Origin of the sequence: Akkermansia muciniphila, from assembly GCF_040616545.1 — a bacterium.
Classification (GTDB): domain Bacteria; phylum Verrucomicrobiota; class Verrucomicrobiia; order Verrucomicrobiales; family Akkermansiaceae; genus Akkermansia; species Akkermansia muciniphila_E.
Genome location: NZ_CP156688.1, coordinates 2,781,791 through 2,797,473, shown reverse-complemented (window position 1 = coordinate 2,797,473; position 15,683 = coordinate 2,781,791). Strand labels below are relative to the sequence as shown.

Genomic DNA, 15,683 nt, shown 5'->3' with positions numbered 1-15,683 from the left:
AAAGGTAATAGTTAATAGCATTTCAGAATGAACGCATTGGAACAGGCATGGGACGTGCTGGAAGGCATCAGGTCGGGGCTGTACGGGGAGCATATCCGCACGGCCCTGGATATGGGCGGCATTGTCCATTTGGCGCCGGATTGCGTGTACATGGGCGTTCCGCGTGACCCGGTGGAAGGAGACGACGCCCACACGTTTCTGGTGCTGTTCGTGTGCGGTAGCGGGGCGCGTATCGGCGTCCAGGCGGAGTACCTGCTGGGGCTGGGGTACACGCACGTGATCTGGTGTAGGGAGGTGAAAGGATATGGCCGCCAGGGCCTGCAAAAGCATGATTTGCGGACGTTCGCCCGGCTGGCTCAACGATTGAACGGAGGGTAACGATGGGTGAGCATTGGTACGATAATTGCTGGACAAGCCAGGAGTGGAGGCTGAATCACTTGTACTGGATTGAGCGCAAGAACGGTCCTCCCTGCCGGTTCCGGCTGAACTGGGCCCAGCAGGAGCTCCACCGTAACCTGTGGCACCGCAATAATATCCTGAAGGCCCGCCAGCTTGGGATTTCCACCTACACAGCCATGTTGATGCTGGACATGTGCCTGTTCCGGGAAGGGTTCCATTGCGGCATCATCGACAAGACCCTGCCGGACGCCCAGGAGAAGATGGGCAAGATTTCCTTTGCGGTTAATTCCCTGCTGGAACCTCCCACCAACGGGGTAGAGTTCATCGAAGACGAGTGGGAACGGGAACAGATCAATACGTTTGCCCGCCAGCTTTTTGCAAGTTCCAGAGGCAGGATTTCCGCCACCAGGGCGGAGTTTGCCACGGGCAGCAATATCCGGGTGGGGACCAACCTGCGCGGCGGCACGATGCAGTTGCTTCACGTTTCCGAGTTCGGTTACACGGCCGTTAATGACCCCAAAAAGGCGCTGAAGATTCTTTCCGGCGGCGTCAATACGGTGGGACGGGACGGCGTGGTAATCATGGAGTCCACCCACGAAGGGGGCAAGTATGGCGAGAATTACCGCCTGACCAAGGCGGCCATGGAGAATGTGGGGCGCACCCTGACGCCGCTGGATTTCAAGTTCTTCTTCTTTCCCTGGCACAAGCAGCCGGAGTACCGGGTGGACGAAGGGGAACCCCTCCGTCTGAACAACCAGCACCGGGAGTATTTCGAGGGGCTGGCCAAGGAAGGCATCCATCTGGACGAAGGGCAGAAGCGCTGGTATTTGTCCCAGTGGAATACGTTTGGGCACCTGGTGAAGCAGGAGTACCCCAGCACTCCGGCAGAGGCGTTTGAAACGCAGGTGCACGGCGCCGTGTACGGCGCCCAGATTTCCATGCTGCGCGCGGAAGGACGCCTCAAGCAGCAGTTTGAACCCGACGATACCCGGCCCCTGTACGTGAGCTGGGACATCGGGCTTTCCGACTACATGACCCTGTGGCTGATTCAGCCGGGAGGGGACGGCAAGTTTTACGTACTGGATCATTATTCCGCCAGCGGGAAGGAGCTGGCCCATTACATAGGTGTCGTGCGCGGATGGGAGGCCCGCTACGGGCAGAGCATTGCCGCCAATTTCCTGCCCCACGATGCCGCCAAGCGGGACTGGGACCTGACGAGTTTCGAGCAGAGGCTGGGAATGCAGGGGCTGGTGTGCCGGGTAGTTCCGCGGACCAGCGATATTTGGGCGGGGATTCACGTGACCCGCAAGCTTCTGACCCATTGCGTATTCCACGAACGATGCAGCGAGCCGGTTGTTGTGGATGGCGTGGAGTATATGAGCGGCGTGAACGCCCTGGAGAATTACCAGACGCTGCCGCCTGGAGCCAATGGCCGGGTGATTTCGATGCCGCTGCACAATGCCTGTTCCCATTCCGCGGACGGGTTCCGTACATTCGGTGAAGCGTATGCTCATGGTTACGTCGAAAAAACGGGAGCACGGGCACGCACGCGGACGGAGCAAAGAGGCGGCATGCGCAAGGGGATGGCCAGGGGCGTTCCGTGGGCAAAGTAATTTTTTGGGCTGTGTGACACCGTCACGCTTTCTTTCCGTCCGCGGGCATGTGAAATCATGATACATGATCATCAACACCACCGCTGGCAAGACTTATGCCGTCACGCCTCAAACGGATTGCACCGTTTCCACTCCGGACGGTGTCTTGATTGCTTCCTGCCCGGCAGGGGGGCAAACCTGCTTTATCGCCCCCTCTGCGGAGGTGGAAGTAAGCGATGATTCAGCCCTGGTCACGGAGTCTTTTAAGGGAGCCCTCGGCGGATCGTCTGCCTCCGGGGGCAGTGGACAGTTCCAAACGATAACCGTTGCAGGTGATTTGACTGCAAAAGGGTTACTGAAACTCGGAGAAAATGGGGCCTGGATTAAAGGTGTCACGAACCGGGAAATCGGCATGGATATTCTGTCCGTCTACACCAATGGAACCATCAATAATTTATACAACACGGGAAAAGGGGTGTTTTCCGGTCCGGCAACATTTAATGCTGGGGTCACGATGGGGCAATCTCTGGCGGTAGACGGCAACACCACCCTAAAGGGTGGAATGGGTGTCGGCGGATCAATCGTTTTTTATGATTCTTTCGGTGTACAAGCTGCACAGATTACTGGTGTATATCTTAATCCCGACGAAAGCGGGGTGGCGTTAGGTAATAGTAGTGGGGCTGATTTTTTGAGGATTAAGTATCATTCTGCCAGTAAGTATATAGATATTCATACCCTTATTCCGGGCTCGTCCCTTCACCTCCCCATATTGGCGCCTATTAGCGTAGATGGATCGTGTTCCGCGGATTCCTTCCAGTTTGGCCCTAATAGTCTTAGTTATGATTCATCGAATCCAACAAGGGTTGTTACAAGTGGTTCGTGGGAGTTTGGGGCTGCTGCTTTTGCCGGAGGGGTGACAATGAGTCAATCCCTAAATGTGGCTGGCGTGGCAACCATGTACCGGTGTGCGGTGTATGATGAAGCATATAGCTTGATGTCCGTCCAGACCGGAGAAGCCGTCTGGCAAAACAAGTCCAGCGGCACATTTAGTTTGCGAGGTGATGACGAGTGTTTAATGGGCGTTACTTTCACGATTGGCCGCCACGATCGAGAAGCGGCGAGAGTTATCAAGCAAAATCAGCATGCCCCTCTGAGTCAGACGGACGTGCCCAATGTAGCAGAAGGTGATGCCCGGTGGGTTAAGTTCAACAATACGCTGACGGATGCCCAATACACCGCCTTAGCGGTCAAGGATGAAACAACATTATATATTACCGATACCGGGAAAATCTACCTTGGAAGTTACGCCATTAACTAACCTAATCAAATAAAAATCATTATGTTAATACACATTATTTATGACGTTCCGAAAGATTCAGGGGCCAAGTTCGACCCGCTTGCGGGGGTTATCAGGTTTGTAGGGCCTAAACCCGACGGATGGAGCTACGGAGAAGAAAGGCTCCTGAAAGACCTGCCGGAAGAGCAAGCCCCGGTTTATCTCGCACTTGCTTCCGCCATCCAGGACAAAGAGGGGGACTGGGTGGCAACGCAGGTATGGGCGCGGATGGTGGGCCAGGATAAGGTGTCTCTTCAGGTTGAGGCCCAGCAAGATGGGACGGGGGCAATCCGCACATTCACTCCAGAGGATGACCCTTCTCTTTTGATTGAGGACCCTGCCGCCGTGGCTTTCTTCAAGCACTTCACCACTAATAAATAACGAATATGAACGTAAATAAAAACGACATTGAAAAGGCCCAGCAGGCAGCATCTGCCCGCTGGGGGAATTGGGTCAAGTACGTGATCGGCGCCATCATCGGCGCTCTGGCCTCTGCTGGCTACATCACCGTAACCGGCTGCGGGCACTCCGTGGACGTGACTCCTGACCGAACCGAGGTCTGCAAGGACGGTTCCTGCCTGGTGCTGGAGCCGGGCCACCTGTCCTACAGCCAGGCCCAGCCCGCAACGGACACGCCGCCTATCGTTCAAGCCCTGAAAAAGTAAGAATCATGTGCCAGCCGATAGATTGGGTTCTGCGCGTAGTCAACACTGTCCGTGCGGTTTTGGATGGCAAGAACGGTATTTTGACGCTGCTGATTGTCGTTCTCATGGGCGGATTTGTCGGAATGGTATTGATTTACAATGATTTCAAGAGCTTCTTACAAGAGCAAACCAAAAACTACGCTATTCAGACGGAGGTCTTGAGGACAATAGACCTCCGTCTTTCCAACCTCGAGCATCAGACCCAAAAATGAACTGTAAAGTTTTTCTTACCAGTTCTAACTAGTTCTACAGGAAATAGTTTATAACTTAATTAACCATGCCGGAACAATACCTTTACCTTCTCGTTATCAACACTCCCGGACGCAAGCAGGAAATGCACATCCTGCCCAGCAGGAAGCAGCGTTCAGCCTACAAGGCCCAACACGAAGAATGGCACCTTAACAGCACCTACGCGGAATACGACGTACCAGATCACCTTATCAACCAATACCTGAACAAATGAACATCGCTTTAGACATCGGACATGCCAACAATACCGGCTCCCGCGGCAACGGCCTGGAAGAACATGCCACCGCCATGACCATTGCCAACCATCTGGCCCCCATGCTGTCGGCCCAGGGACACGCTGTCACCATCATCGACTTCCCTCGTATGGACAACGACGACGATCTTGCCGCTACGGTCAAGGCCATCAACGCCGGAGGGTTCGATATTTCCATTTCCTTGCACTGTGATTCCGCGGGTTCGGCGACGGCCTGCGGGGCCCATGTCTGCCACCATCGCAATTACCATGACGACGGTTCCTATACGGATTCCGCTTGTGGCAAACGTCTGGCCGAAGCCATTGCCGGGCCTCTCTGCAAGCTCATGCCGGGCCGCGCCGACCATGTACAGGCACGTCCTGACCGCTCCTGTAAGCCCAACAAGACCAGCCTGTATGTGCTCCGCAAGACCGTGCCGCCCGCTGTGCTGGTAGAGTGCGGTTTCTTGTCCAACCCTGGAGACGCTTCCCTGTTACGCGATACCCCCGGCGCCATTGCCCGCGCTATTGCGCATGGCGTAGACGCGTACACCCTCAACCAGTAAATTACCATGGGATTCACCGGAGCGTTGATCAGTGCGGCCTTGAGCATCGGCGGGAGCATGTACAGTTCCCACCAGCAGAAGAAGCAGCAACAGGCTGCCACCGTAGCGGCCCAGGAGGCTGCCAAGCGCAACGTGAGCGTGGGCGCCAGTGCCGCCGACCCCACGCAGGCCGCGGCCGATACCGGGGAGAGTGAGGAAGTCAACCGCCAGAATGCCAGCAAACGCCGCTACGGCATGGCCCGGACCGTCAATCCCGGCGGCGTGCTGGGCTCCCTGACCGGCGGCCGCAAAACCCTGGGAGGATAAACAATGGAAACCGACTATTACAGAATCGCCCAGTCTCTATTTAATAAGACGAACTACGAGTGGAGGCGGTATGTCCGGCACGTGCTGCCCAAACTGATTCCGGCCGCGGAACTGGCGGAGATGGAGGACGACGGCATGCCGGAACGCGTCTGCGCCCGTGCCAAGACCGGTGTGCTGAAGCTGGCCAGCGCCCACCTCAACTACATTACGCCGCGTGGGCAGAACTGGTTCCAGTATGATGAATGGGGAGACATCACCGCCGATGAAAAGTTCTGGTTGAAAGATGCCGCCCAAATCACCCAGAAGGAGCTGGAGGCGAGCAATTTTTACACCTCGTTCATTGCCACGGTCATCGACCGCATCGGCACGGGCACGGGCTTGATGATGTCCGAAGAGAACATCAAGAAAGGCACGCTTGTGTTCACCCATGTTCCTGCGGGGACTTATGGCTTGGCGGAAAATGAGGACCACGAGATTGACACGGTGGTGCGCAAGTTCAAGTACACCGCCCACCAGGCCGCGGCCGCCTTTGGGGAAGACGCTTTAAAGGGAGCGATTAAAGATGCCTATGGCGACAAGGAACGGAGGTACACGCAGCAGTTCGAGATTTGGCACCTCGTGCTTCCGCGGGATGTGCCGCCGATGGGCAACCGGAACCTGCCGCCGGAGCAAATGAGCTGGACGAGCGTGTACCTGGAACCGGCAGAGCAGCATATCATCAAGGAGAGCGGCTATTACGAGTTTCCCTACATGGGCACGCGTTTCATCAAATACGGCAATGAAGTGTGCGGGGAAAGCGCCCTGGCTCCCATCGTGGACACCATCGAAGACAGCTTGCTCATGCAGGAAGCCATGAAGGTGGCCGGACAGGCGGCGGCCTTCCCCCGCGTGCTGCTGACTTCGGACATGGTTGACGAGGTGGACATGAGGGCCGGGGGAATGACGGTTCTCCGTCCGGAGGACATCAAGAGCGGGCTGCCCAGGGAATGGGCCACGGCCACCGAGTACACCGTAGGCAAGGATTTGCTGGAGATGTACAATGCCGAGATCGACGACGCCCTGTTTGTTTCCGTGCTTCAGGCAGTGACCCAGGTGGAACGGCAGATGACGGCTCTGGAAGCCAATCTGCGCGACAACGAGCGGATGATGACCTTTACCCAGAGCTTTACGCAGTTCACGTCCGACATCCGCCCGATGATGGAGCGCGTGTTCTGCTCCCTGGAGCGCCTGGGCAAGTTCCCGGAAGAAGGCAAGCCGCAGGGCTTGTTTGTGCCTCTGGACGAGTACGGCATCAAGATGAAGATTCTGGCTCCCGGCGTCAAGTATATCAGCAAGATGGCCAAGGCATTGGAACGCTACAAGTTGAGCGGGCTGGTAGAAACGCTCGGCCATGCCGTCAATCTGGCCCAGACGACGGGCAACCCCGCGTGGCTGGACCCCTTCAAGGAAGATGAATCCATCCGGTACATCGCCGATGAAACCAACGTGCCATCAGAGTGCATGCGCAAGCCCAAGGAGGTGGCGGCCCTCCGGAAACAGAGGGAAGACGAGGCCGGTGCGATGCAGCAGGCCAAGATCGCCCAGATGATGGCCGCCGCCAACCGCGACAATGCCGGGGCCGCCACCCGGGAAAGCAACCTTTCAGCATGACGACCATGAGAAAGAACCCACTGCAAGAAGAGACGAAGCGGAAGCTGGCCCGGCGCCGACGCATTTTGCGAGAAGGCATTTCCGACGAGGCCATGAAGGTGCTGCAAGAGCATTTCGAGACCGGCCTGCCGGTGTTCCTATTTGCCGACAAGCAGGGCATCCCGTTGAGCGGAGACCCCCAAATGCTGACGCTGATGGCCGCCAGGCGCGACGGGCAGCTCCATGTAATCAAATGGTTGGAACAAGAACGCTCCAAGCCTGTTGAAGACAATTCCACAACCACCAATAACTAAAATACCATGCACCATATCATCACGATGCGAATGACCGTGCTGCGTTACCCGGAACCTGCGGATGCAGGCGGGGGACAACCGGCAGCAGACCCCAGCCAGGCGCCCCAGGGGGGAGACCCAGCAGCCCAGCCCCCGCCCGGAGAGGGGGGAGACCCCGCAGCTACACAGACGCCTGACCAGAACAGCGCCCCCAGTGACGTGAATCCGTTCGATTTCACGCAGGAGGACACCACGGACCCGGCCCAGCCCCCGGCGGACGGAGACCCCGGAGACGAATATGTCTTGGAGCTGGGTGAGTCCTTTAACGGGACGGACGAAACCCGTTCCATGATTGCCTCCCACGCCAAGGCCAACGGGATTGCTCCGGATGCCGCAGGCGCCTTCGTCACCCAGGTGTGCGATTCCCTCCTTACCGCCCAGCGGGAAGCGGACAAGCAGGCCCTGGAATCCCTGAAGGGCGAGTGGAAGGGAGAGTTTGACGGGAACATGGCCGCCACCAAGCGCTTTATTGCCGATGCGGTGAAGCACGGGGGGATAAGCAAGGAGGACGCCCAGGCCCTGATGAATCCTCATGTGTTCCGCCTCTGCAACGTGCTGCGCGGCATGGTGGGTGAGGAACGGACGCGCGGAGCCGGACAGGCTGCCAGTGCCCAATCCCGCCAGCAGGAGATGGACGACATCATCAACAACCCGGACAATCCCTACCACAAGGATTTGTTCAACCCCGGCAGCAAGGGCTACAAGGCCGCCGCCGAACATTTCAACAGGCTCGCGGGTATCAAGATTTACTAGCCTTTTTTCTTTCTATTGGTCCATTGCGGATGGTGGCGGTGTCACGTGACACTGCCACCATTTTTTTATGCTCCGGTCTCGTGTGGAGTGAAGTTGCAACAACCAAAGCACCAACACATGAAGATTGAAAGAACTATTCCGGAAATGTATGAAAAGACGCGCACTCAGCAGCTCATTGAAGAGCTGCAACAGAAGATGTCCGTCTTGACTCCGTTCGCCCAGGTCATCCACGGCTGCAACGGTGATATGTACCAGCTTCCTGCTATCGGGTCCACGGAACTGAACCGTCGTACCCAGCGAATGCAGGATATTGTCGCCACGGAACTCAAGTTCGGCCTGCGCAATATGCGTCCTCAACTGTTCGAGAAGTTCCTGAAGTGGTCCACGGACGACGAGAAGTTCCTGGCCAGCCTGCCGATTAACGCCACCACGATGGTCACACAGCTTACCAATGCGGCCGAGCGCGTGAAGGACGACGTGCTGCTGGGCACCTGCGTAGACCTGGACGAGAGTTCCGACACCTACGGAGAGCATATCATCCAGACGCCGACTTCCATCATGCCGGATGCCGAGGACGGTTCCCCCTACAAGGGCGGCGCTACCGGCGGCCTGCTGGGTGATAATTACGTTGGCAAGGGCGGCTATGAGAAAGAGGCTTTGCCTCAACAGCCCTATGTCCGCGGAGAAGGCCTCATTACCACCTGGGACGAGCTCACCGATGACTTTGACATCGACACCAAGAAGACCAACGTGGTCCCGGTCAACTACACCCCGGAAGGGACGCTCACCCCCAGCGGCATTACGATTGACAAGCTGCTCTTTGCCAAGACCTGCATGCAGGCCCGTTACGCCCTCAACGGCGGCGGCACGCTGTGCATGGGCATTACTTCGCAACAGGCTTTCGAGATGATGCGCATGGAAAAGCTTCAGAATATCGACTACGGCTTCCAGGCCCTGAAGACCGGCTTTGTCAGCCCGCTGCTGGGCATCCGGTTCCTGATTACGGATTCCCTGCCTCTGGTCAACGTTGGCACGGCCAGCGCCAAGAAGTACGTGCGCGTCTGCCCCATGTGGCGCAGTGAAGACCTGATTTATGGTATCTGGGAAGATGCCAAGTTCCACATGCGCCAGCCCGATACGTCCATCGACACGCTACTGGCAGGCGTGACCTTCGGCATGGGCGCTGCACGCACCAGGGAAGAAACCGTGCTTTCCATCCACTGCGAGGAAAAGTTCTCTGTGGCTTAATTCGGCAACATTGATGTGGTTCGCATTCAGGCGGGCGGCTTCGGCTGCCCGTCTTTTTTGTCATACGGACGTTACAGAAGTGTTACAGATTGACGTAAATATCTGATTGTAATTTATCACAAACCCATCATCCGCTCCATTTTTCGACTTCCTGATTTAGGAAGTTTTTTGTTTTTAGGGCATTGACGAACTAATGTCATATTAAAATGGCAAGGAATTCTTCCTTTAGTTCCATTTGGTTTCTTTTCTTGTGAAGACTCATCCACTCATTTGACGTTGAGCCAATGACTATTGGCACGCACAAATACAGATCGGATGCCCGAACCTGTGAGAGGAGACAAATTTTCGAATGCGGGCCGGGTTTATCCAGTTCAGACGTTTCACACGTGATGATTTTTCCGGGGACCAGGTAGATGCTTTCAACGAAGTGGTACGAGTGGACAAGGTGGCAGTGGAGTTATTCAGCCACCTCACAACAACCAGAAAGAATAATCATGAATAAAATTACTACAGTCAATGGAATCTTCATGGCCTCTCAGGCTGAACTGCATGAGCACGTGGAGAATGGAACTGCACATATTACGGCGGAAGAACGCCTATGCTGGAACGCCGCTCCGAAACTGAATACCGCCGGTAATATGGTACTGGATGGGGAACTTACGGCCACGACGGTAGCCAGCACTACCGGCGCATATATCACGCCAATGAGTGTGCCGATCAACATCGGGGCTTATGTTGACAATCCCACCATTGCTGACAATGGTAAACGATGGTTTTCCATTGGCAACCAGGATGGCGGTTTGTACTTGCAAACCTACGGCATTGTTGATGGGCGGACTACACCGCTTCCCCTAAATTTGGCATGCACCCATTTTACCGACGGGTTTTCTTCAACTGGCGGGGCTACGATAGACGGACCCGTCACCGCCAACGGGGGCATCAATGCCGCATCCGCGCTTGAGCCCGGACTTCCCAAGACCGGACTCAATGCAGGTGCCGCTGCCGTCATGTCCGTTCTGGAGAATGTATACCACCTGGACCACGTCAACGGTACCGTGACTACGCTTGAGGGCCGCAACGTCAAGATTGAGCGGTCTTTGTCCGGGTGGTGCGGCCTGTCCTGGATAGGAACGAACGCCGCTCATAAATGCATCTTGGTCAAATCCGCCGTCCCCAACACCAACTACGGCGGCGCCGTCAGTCCTGCGGGACCCGGTAACTACGTTCTGGTGATGTCCCTGTTAAGCGGTGTCAATATGGGAAATACATCCACCAAATTCGGCTGGACCGGTTATTACAGCAATGTGGCAGCATCGGCCATTGAGGATATACCGGGACCGTCCTTTTACGTGGATTGTGCAGATAAGAAAGTTGTCGCTAAAAATGCGGCCGGAGAACTTACGGAGCTGCCGTGGCCCGGTATCAGCCTGGACCAAGTCTCCCGGCTGGACTTGATGGTGGTTCCGTCCTCATGGAACTCCAGCAAGATTTATCTGGGGAGACACGCAGGCGTGAGAGTGGATGATAATTACAATAGTTTTAACCGCCGTTATCTGACTCCCCAGGTATACTACCTTGGAGAGGTTCCTCTTGGGTTAGTCAGCAATGACTGTCATTATGCCATCGTGGATACCTGTTCGGAGCAAATGGCCCACTTTCGAGTAAGTGTTATCCAGGGTATCAATCCGGCTGATTATCTTAATGTAGAAAATATTTAACGATGAGAAAACTGCAATTTTATTTCCATAGTCCTCCCTGATGGAAGGGGGGGATTCAGAACTGGCGTTATAAGGCGGTGACCTGGCCCCGGAACAATTGGAGGTCAAGTGGTGTGCGCCAGTGTTTTTTAATTTACAAAAGTAATAACGTGAACATCAACTACTGGATGGGACCGCAGGCAGAGTAGGCCGTGGAGAATTGAGTCACGTATATGGCCGGCGATTTATCCACCGCTGGCTGCATCATCTACTGCGACGGAAAAGTTCTTTGCAGCGTAATTCTGTATAGTGATGTGGTGCGAATTCAGACGGGCGGCTTTAGCCGTCCGTCTTTTTTTGGAGTACGGAAGATGAAGGCTTAAGGTTGCGGTTATTTTTCCGCTTTAAAAAGTGCTTCGCCAGGAAGCTCCGGACGGGTTCATCGTAGAACTTCAGGCACAGCCAGGCCAGCAGGATGCTTCCGATGACGACGGCCAGGGCGCCGGGGAGGGATTCAGAGAAGGAGAGGTCTCCGTTTTTCACCCACGCATAGTACAGGTAGATGAACGGGTAATGGACCATGTACAGGGGGTAGGAGATTCTGCCCAGGAACCGGCATATTTTATCCGTATAGGGATCAGTGATTTTGCCGGAGGCGCCAAAGAGGAGGATGAGCGGGAAAAAGACGGCAAAGCATACGGTTTCATAGAGGCTGTTCATCCAGAAGGCGTCTTCTCCCCCCAGCCGGGGAACGGCCAGCAGGATGGCGAGGGAGATGCCGCATAGCCAGAAGGAGCCCTTGATGTTGACGGGCTTGAACAGGCGGAACAGAAGCAGCCCGGCGGAGAAGGAGTACAGCAGGCGCAGGGAGCCGCCTGTCCATTCCGTCCCGGTCATGGCGAAGCCGGAGCAGATGTCTCCATTGGGCCCCCAGAAGCTGAAGGAAGCCAGACCGCATCCGGCCAGGATAACCAGTACTGCCAGGGAGCGGGTGGAGAGTTTCCGGATGAACAGTGCATAAAGGAGGTTGCCGATGTACTCAAAGAACAGGGACCAGCTTGGTCCGTTGAGCGGGTACATTTCTCCCAGGCCTCGGATTTCAAGGCCGGGAGGCGATGGAATCAGCAGGATATTGACAAAGGTGGCGACGAGCAGGGAGATGACCGCCACCTGGGATACATCCCATACGGAACAGCCCTGGAAATAAAAGATAAGCGCGCCGATGACCGCTCCTATCGCCACCATGGGCTGCAGGCGTATGAGGCGGCGCTTGATGAATTCCCCGGTGGTCATCGTCTTCCAGCGGTTGTCGTAGGCGTAGCCGATGACGAACCCGGACAGCATGAAGAAAAAGTCGACGGCCAGGTAGCCGTGGTTGATGATCTGGTCCACATGGCTGGTGGCGTAGGCTTCAAAGATGTGGAACCATACGACGACGATGGCGGCCACCCCGCGCAGACCGTCAAGAATGTGGTAGTGATGTTTTTCACTTCCAGGCGCAATGGGAGAGTTCTGCGTGTTGGACATGGGAGAGAGCAGGCTTTAAATTCCGGGTTCAGTTCAATTGGAGAGAGTATTTTCCGCACCGCCGATTCGCACCACAGGGCGGCAGCCGTCCGGAAGCGCGGTTTCCGCGTTACCTAATCAAATACCATCACCCCCTGCAAGTTCTTTCATCCATGGCCCTTATTCATTACGGACAAGGAATGAAATGGAAAAGAGCCGGGGAACGGACTTTTCCCCGGGAGGTATGAATTACCCTTTGCGGTAGTTCACGAGCGTTTCCACGTATACCCCGGAGATGCTGCCTCCCTCCATGGGGGCAATATCCTTGAACGCGGGGTTGATGGGCTGCAGCGCATGTTCCATTTTTCCCGTTTCCGCATTTTTCTTCCGGATCAGTTTTTTCAGGGTCACGCCGCGGCCGTCGTTGTATTCCACAATGGTGCCCGGTTTGGGGATGGGCGGAGCGGTATGGCGCCGCATGACTACTAGCGCGCCGTCCGGGATGAGGGGTTCCATGGATTTTCCTTCCACGCGGACCACGTATTCATTTTTGCCCAGGGGCCTTTCCATGTAAATGGTGGACGGGACGGTATCGCTTTCCGCAAGGGAGCCGGCGGCGATGTTGCCGACGATCTGCGTGCTGTATTCGCCCCTGGCGTGTGCGCCAGGGGAAGGGAATTGTTCCGCCAGCGGAACGAAGGGGAGGCGTTCTGGCCGGAGCTGGCGCACGTCCGCCGCCTGGTCCGCCAGTTCCGTCAGCCACTGCCGCAGGGGCACTCCCCGTTCAGAGGCGGCCCTTTCGTAGTTCCGCATGCGTTCTTCCGTGATTTCCAGCACCAGGCGGTTGGTCTGAATGGGTGCATTTTCCGGCGCAACAGGTCCGTATTGGGACATCAGGGAATGAATTTTCAAAATGGCGTTGGAGGGAAAGGGGCCGGAGGGGGAAAGCCAGTTGTTGACCGTTCCTTTTTCCGTGCCGCATTTCCTGGCGAGCCAGTCACGGTCCTTTCCAATGGCTTTCAGCCAGCTTTTCACGTCTCCTTTTGTCGGTGTCATGGCTTGATCATACACGATTTTCGTGAATTGTCGATAGAAAGAAGTAAATTGAATTCGTGAAAAATATATTGACTGATTAACGAATATCGTTAAAAAGAGGTCATGAAGTACATGCCTTTAGACCTTTCCATGATGAAGCCGGAGCCGTTCCCTTATCCCGTGATGATGAGGTCCGCCCTGCATCCCAAAAGACAACCCTCCCGGGAAGAAGGGTGGTGCGGGCGCCTCGGTTCAGTCTGCGGCGCATTGCAAACGCTGGTCCGCCAATGCAGGGAAAAGGCGGAACGGCAGAAGATGGTGATGACCGTTCTTTCCGTAGCGGGGGCGTGCGCTTTCGGCCTGGTGGCCGTCGGTGTGTTCTGGCTGGCCGTGGAGATGGATAATTCCGATTTGCAGGCTTCCAAGTCATCCTGTTCCATCAGGCCGTGAACCGGGCCTTGCGCGGGGGCCCTGCGCACTTTTCCTGCGCCGCCGCGCCCGGAAATAAACGGGACCGCGTTTGATGAAACCGGACTTGTTTTCCCCGGTTGAAACGGCTTGCAGAGGAAGAAAAGGTCCCGGCTGGGAGCCGGAGCGCGGATGAACTCCCGTGTTTGCGGATGTTCTCCGGTACAGCGGGCGGGATGAATGGAAAGTGTGACTTTTTTGAGGGATAAACGGAAGGGATGGTTTATTTTTTTTGCGCCTGAAATATTTGATGATGAATTGTTTGAAATGATCTTGAAATTATTTTCAAGATTTTTCTTTCCTTAGAGTAAGTGTAACCATTTAGATGATAGGTAATGCGCTGCTTTCCGTTTCCGTCCGGATGTTCCGGGGGCCGGAAAGCAGCCGTCAAACGAACCTGTCATCATGCCAGACCATACCAATTCCACATTTATCATGCATGTGCCCACCCGGCTTCTTTTCGGGGCCGGGCAACTGGAAAACCTGCACCGGGAGACCATGCCGGGCTGCAAGGCCATGATCGTTATTTCCAACGGGAAGTCCACGCGGGCCAACGGTTATCTGGACCGCCTCACCGGACAGCTTGAGAAGGCCGGCGTTGAATACGCCGTTTTTGACCGGGTGGAGCCCAATCCCCTGAAGTCCACCGTGAACGCCGGTGGCCGGTTTGCCCGCGAACACGGCTGTGATTTCATCATCGCCCTGGGCGGCGGAAGCTGCATGGATGCCGCCAAGTCCATGGCGCTCATGGCGGTGAACAGCGGTGATTACTGGGATTACATCCCGTCCGGTACCGGGAAGGGGCGTCCCGTTGCCAACAGGCCTCTTCCGCTCGTCGCCATTACCACCACCGCCGGAACCGGGTCGGAGGCGGATGCGGGAACCGTGGTCACGAATGAGGAAACGCATGAAAAAACGGGGTTTGTCCATCCGGACCTGTTTCCGGCGCTTTCCATCGTGGACCCCGGATTGATGCTTACCGTTCCTCCCCTTTTTACGGCCTTTCAGGGATTTGACGCCCTGTTCCACAGCGTGGAGGGCTACGTTTCCAACGGCACGAACCTGATGAGTGACATGTATGCCCTGACGGCCATGGAGCATATCAGCCGTTACCTGCCCAGGGCCGTGGCTGACGGGGCCGACCTGGAGGCTCGTACGCATGTGGCCTTCGGCAATACCCTGTCCGGCTACGTGATGTGCGTGGGCCGCTGCACCAGCGAACATTCCCTGGAGCATGCCTTGTCCGCCTACCATCAGGAGCTGCCCCACGGAGCAGGCCTCATCATGATCAGCAAGGCGTATTTCACGCACCTGATTGAACGGCATGTAGCGGATGAACGCTTTGTCCGCATGGCGCAGGCCATGGGAATGCCGGACGCCGCGGACCCCATGGATTTCATCACCATGCTGGACAGGCTGCAAACAGCCTGCGGAGTCAGCGGCCTGCGCATGAGCGACTACGGCATCACGCCGGAAGAGTTCGGGAAGATGGCGGCTAACGCCAGGGAAACCATGGGGTTCCTGTTCCAGTGCGACCGCGCGGAACTGTCCCTGGAGGATTGCGTTTCCATTTACCGGGAGTCCTATTGTTAAATCCGGGAGGCTTTTAC

Annotated in this window: 17 protein-coding genes; 15 read left to right on the top strand and 2 right to left on the bottom strand. The window is 56.1% G+C overall.

The annotated features are described in order from the left end of the window. The first annotated feature begins 27 nt into the window (after nucleotides 1-27). The 13 genes from ABGM91_RS11330 (at nucleotide 28) to ABGM91_RS11270 (ending at nucleotide 11,085) form a co-directional block, all read left to right on the top strand. Entirely contained in the window at nucleotides 28-378 is a 351-nt protein-coding gene (locus tag ABGM91_RS11330) for a hypothetical protein (RefSeq protein ID WP_354832411.1), read from the top strand. A 2-nt stretch (nucleotides 379-380) separates the two neighbouring features. Then, complete coding sequence (locus ABGM91_RS11325) at nucleotides 381-2,012, top strand: hypothetical protein (protein WP_354832409.1); 1,632 nt, start codon at nucleotides 381-383, stop codon at nucleotides 2,010-2,012. Between the two features lie 64 nt (nucleotides 2,013-2,076). Further along, nucleotides 2,077-3,309: a hypothetical protein gene (locus tag ABGM91_RS11320; protein WP_354832407.1), complete on the top strand. Its 1,233-nt coding sequence runs from the start codon at nucleotides 2,077-2,079 to the stop codon at nucleotides 3,307-3,309. A gap of 21 nt (nucleotides 3,310-3,330) precedes the next feature. Next, nucleotides 3,331-3,708, top strand: coding sequence for a hypothetical protein (locus ABGM91_RS11315; RefSeq protein WP_354832405.1), 378 nt, complete (start codon nucleotides 3,331-3,333; stop codon nucleotides 3,706-3,708). A gap of 5 nt (nucleotides 3,709-3,713) precedes the next feature. Next, nucleotides 3,714-3,992, top strand: a complete 279-nt coding sequence (locus ABGM91_RS11310; RefSeq protein ID WP_354832403.1) for a hypothetical protein — start codon at nucleotides 3,714-3,716, stop codon at nucleotides 3,990-3,992. A gap of 5 nt (nucleotides 3,993-3,997) precedes the next feature. Then, complete coding sequence (locus ABGM91_RS11305) at nucleotides 3,998-4,243, top strand: hypothetical protein (RefSeq protein ID WP_354832401.1); 246 nt, start codon at nucleotides 3,998-4,000, stop codon at nucleotides 4,241-4,243. A gap of 247 nt (nucleotides 4,244-4,490) precedes the next feature. Then, nucleotides 4,491-5,078 (top strand): N-acetylmuramoyl-L-alanine amidase, encoded by a 588-nt coding sequence (locus ABGM91_RS11300; protein ID WP_354832399.1) that lies wholly within the window; start codon nucleotides 4,491-4,493, stop codon nucleotides 5,076-5,078. A 6-nt stretch (nucleotides 5,079-5,084) separates the two neighbouring features. Beyond that, complete coding sequence (locus tag ABGM91_RS11295) at nucleotides 5,085-5,384, top strand: hypothetical protein (protein ID WP_102724664.1); 300 nt, start codon at nucleotides 5,085-5,087, stop codon at nucleotides 5,382-5,384. 3 nt (nucleotides 5,385-5,387) lie between these two features. Beyond that, the gene (locus ABGM91_RS11290) at nucleotides 5,388-7,034 is read left to right on the top strand and encodes a portal protein (RefSeq protein ID WP_354832397.1); all 1,647 of its coding nucleotides are present in this window, start codon (nucleotides 5,388-5,390) and stop codon (nucleotides 7,032-7,034) included. Then, a complete protein-coding gene (locus tag ABGM91_RS11285) occupies nucleotides 7,031-7,327 on the top strand; it encodes a hypothetical protein (RefSeq protein ID WP_354832395.1) in 297 nt (98 codons plus the stop codon). The genes ABGM91_RS11290 and ABGM91_RS11285 overlap by 4 nt, the downstream gene beginning before the upstream one ends. A gap of 6 nt (nucleotides 7,328-7,333) precedes the next feature. Further along, nucleotides 7,334-8,119: a hypothetical protein gene (locus tag ABGM91_RS11280; RefSeq protein ID WP_354832393.1), complete on the top strand. Its 786-nt coding sequence runs from the start codon at nucleotides 7,334-7,336 to the stop codon at nucleotides 8,117-8,119. 117 nt (nucleotides 8,120-8,236) lie between these two features. After that, nucleotides 8,237-9,367, top strand: coding sequence for a phage capsid protein (locus tag ABGM91_RS11275; protein WP_354832391.1), 1,131 nt, complete (start codon nucleotides 8,237-8,239; stop codon nucleotides 9,365-9,367). 494 nt (nucleotides 9,368-9,861) lie between these two features. Next, on the top strand, nucleotides 9,862-11,085 hold the full coding sequence (locus ABGM91_RS11270; protein ID WP_354832389.1) for a hypothetical protein: 1,224 nt from the start codon (nucleotides 9,862-9,864) through the stop codon (nucleotides 11,083-11,085). Nucleotides 11,086-11,403: 318 nt separating this feature from the next. Here ABGM91_RS11270 and ABGM91_RS11265 read toward each other — a convergent pair whose 3' ends face one another. Both ABGM91_RS11265 and ABGM91_RS11260 read right to left on the bottom strand, forming a co-directional pair. Further along, nucleotides 11,404-12,591, bottom strand: a complete 1,188-nt coding sequence (locus ABGM91_RS11265; RefSeq protein WP_354832387.1) for an acyltransferase — start codon at nucleotides 12,589-12,591, stop codon at nucleotides 11,404-11,406. Nucleotides 12,592-12,819: 228 nt separating this feature from the next. Continuing rightward, a complete protein-coding gene (locus ABGM91_RS11260; RefSeq protein ID WP_354832385.1) occupies nucleotides 12,820-13,626 on the bottom strand; it encodes a S24 family peptidase in 807 nt (268 codons plus the stop codon). A gap of 111 nt (nucleotides 13,627-13,737) precedes the next feature. On the opposite strand from ABGM91_RS11260, the gene ABGM91_RS11255 reads away from it, so the two are divergent. Continuing rightward, nucleotides 13,738-14,055, top strand: coding sequence for a hypothetical protein (locus ABGM91_RS11255; RefSeq protein WP_354832383.1), 318 nt, complete (start codon nucleotides 13,738-13,740; stop codon nucleotides 14,053-14,055). A gap of 423 nt (nucleotides 14,056-14,478) precedes the next feature. Beyond that, entirely contained in the window at nucleotides 14,479-15,666 is a 1,188-nt protein-coding gene (locus ABGM91_RS11250; protein WP_354832381.1) for an iron-containing alcohol dehydrogenase, read from the top strand. The last annotated feature ends 17 nt before the right edge of the window (nucleotides 15,667-15,683 follow it).

What these genes read in the sequence shown, in the direction of transcription:
- ABGM91_RS11295 (WP_102724664.1), top strand. Translation starts at nt 5,085, where the DNA reads ATGGGATTCACCGGAGCGTTGATCAGTGCGGCCTTGAGCATCGGCGGG.
- ABGM91_RS11300 (WP_354832399.1), top strand. Translation starts at nt 4,491, where the DNA reads ATGAACATCGCTTTAGACATCGGACATGCCAACAATACCGGCTCCCGC.
- ABGM91_RS11305 (WP_354832401.1), top strand. Translation starts at nt 3,998, where the DNA reads ATGTGCCAGCCGATAGATTGGGTTCTGCGCGTAGTCAACACTGTCCGT.
- ABGM91_RS11280 (WP_354832393.1), top strand. Translation starts at nt 7,334, where the DNA reads ATGCACCATATCATCACGATGCGAATGACCGTGCTGCGTTACCCGGAA.
- ABGM91_RS11285 (WP_354832395.1), top strand. Translation starts at nt 7,031, where the DNA reads ATGACGACCATGAGAAAGAACCCACTGCAAGAAGAGACGAAGCGGAAG.
- ABGM91_RS11320 (WP_354832407.1), top strand. Translation starts at nt 2,077, where the DNA reads ATGATCATCAACACCACCGCTGGCAAGACTTATGCCGTCACGCCTCAA.
- ABGM91_RS11325 (WP_354832409.1), top strand. Translation starts at nt 381, where the DNA reads ATGGGTGAGCATTGGTACGATAATTGCTGGACAAGCCAGGAGTGGAGG.
- ABGM91_RS11275 (WP_354832391.1), top strand. Translation starts at nt 8,237, where the DNA reads ATGAAGATTGAAAGAACTATTCCGGAAATGTATGAAAAGACGCGCACT.
- ABGM91_RS11315 (WP_354832405.1), top strand. Translation starts at nt 3,331, where the DNA reads ATGTTAATACACATTATTTATGACGTTCCGAAAGATTCAGGGGCCAAG.
- ABGM91_RS11270 (WP_354832389.1), top strand. Translation starts at nt 9,862, where the DNA reads ATGAATAAAATTACTACAGTCAATGGAATCTTCATGGCCTCTCAGGCT.
- ABGM91_RS11310 (WP_354832403.1), top strand. Translation starts at nt 3,714, where the DNA reads ATGAACGTAAATAAAAACGACATTGAAAAGGCCCAGCAGGCAGCATCT.
- ABGM91_RS11260 (WP_354832385.1), bottom strand. Translation starts at nt 13,626, where the DNA reads ATGACACCGACAAAAGGAGACGTGAAAAGCTGGCTGAAAGCCATTGGA.
- ABGM91_RS11290 (WP_354832397.1), top strand. Translation starts at nt 5,388, where the DNA reads ATGGAAACCGACTATTACAGAATCGCCCAGTCTCTATTTAATAAGACG.
- ABGM91_RS11265 (WP_354832387.1), bottom strand. Translation starts at nt 12,591, where the DNA reads ATGTCCAACACGCAGAACTCTCCCATTGCGCCTGGAAGTGAAAAACAT.
- ABGM91_RS11250 (WP_354832381.1), top strand. Translation starts at nt 14,479, where the DNA reads ATGCCAGACCATACCAATTCCACATTTATCATGCATGTGCCCACCCGG.
- ABGM91_RS11255 (WP_354832383.1), top strand. Translation starts at nt 13,738, where the DNA reads ATGCCTTTAGACCTTTCCATGATGAAGCCGGAGCCGTTCCCTTATCCC.
- ABGM91_RS11330 (WP_354832411.1), top strand. Translation starts at nt 28, where the DNA reads ATGAACGCATTGGAACAGGCATGGGACGTGCTGGAAGGCATCAGGTCG.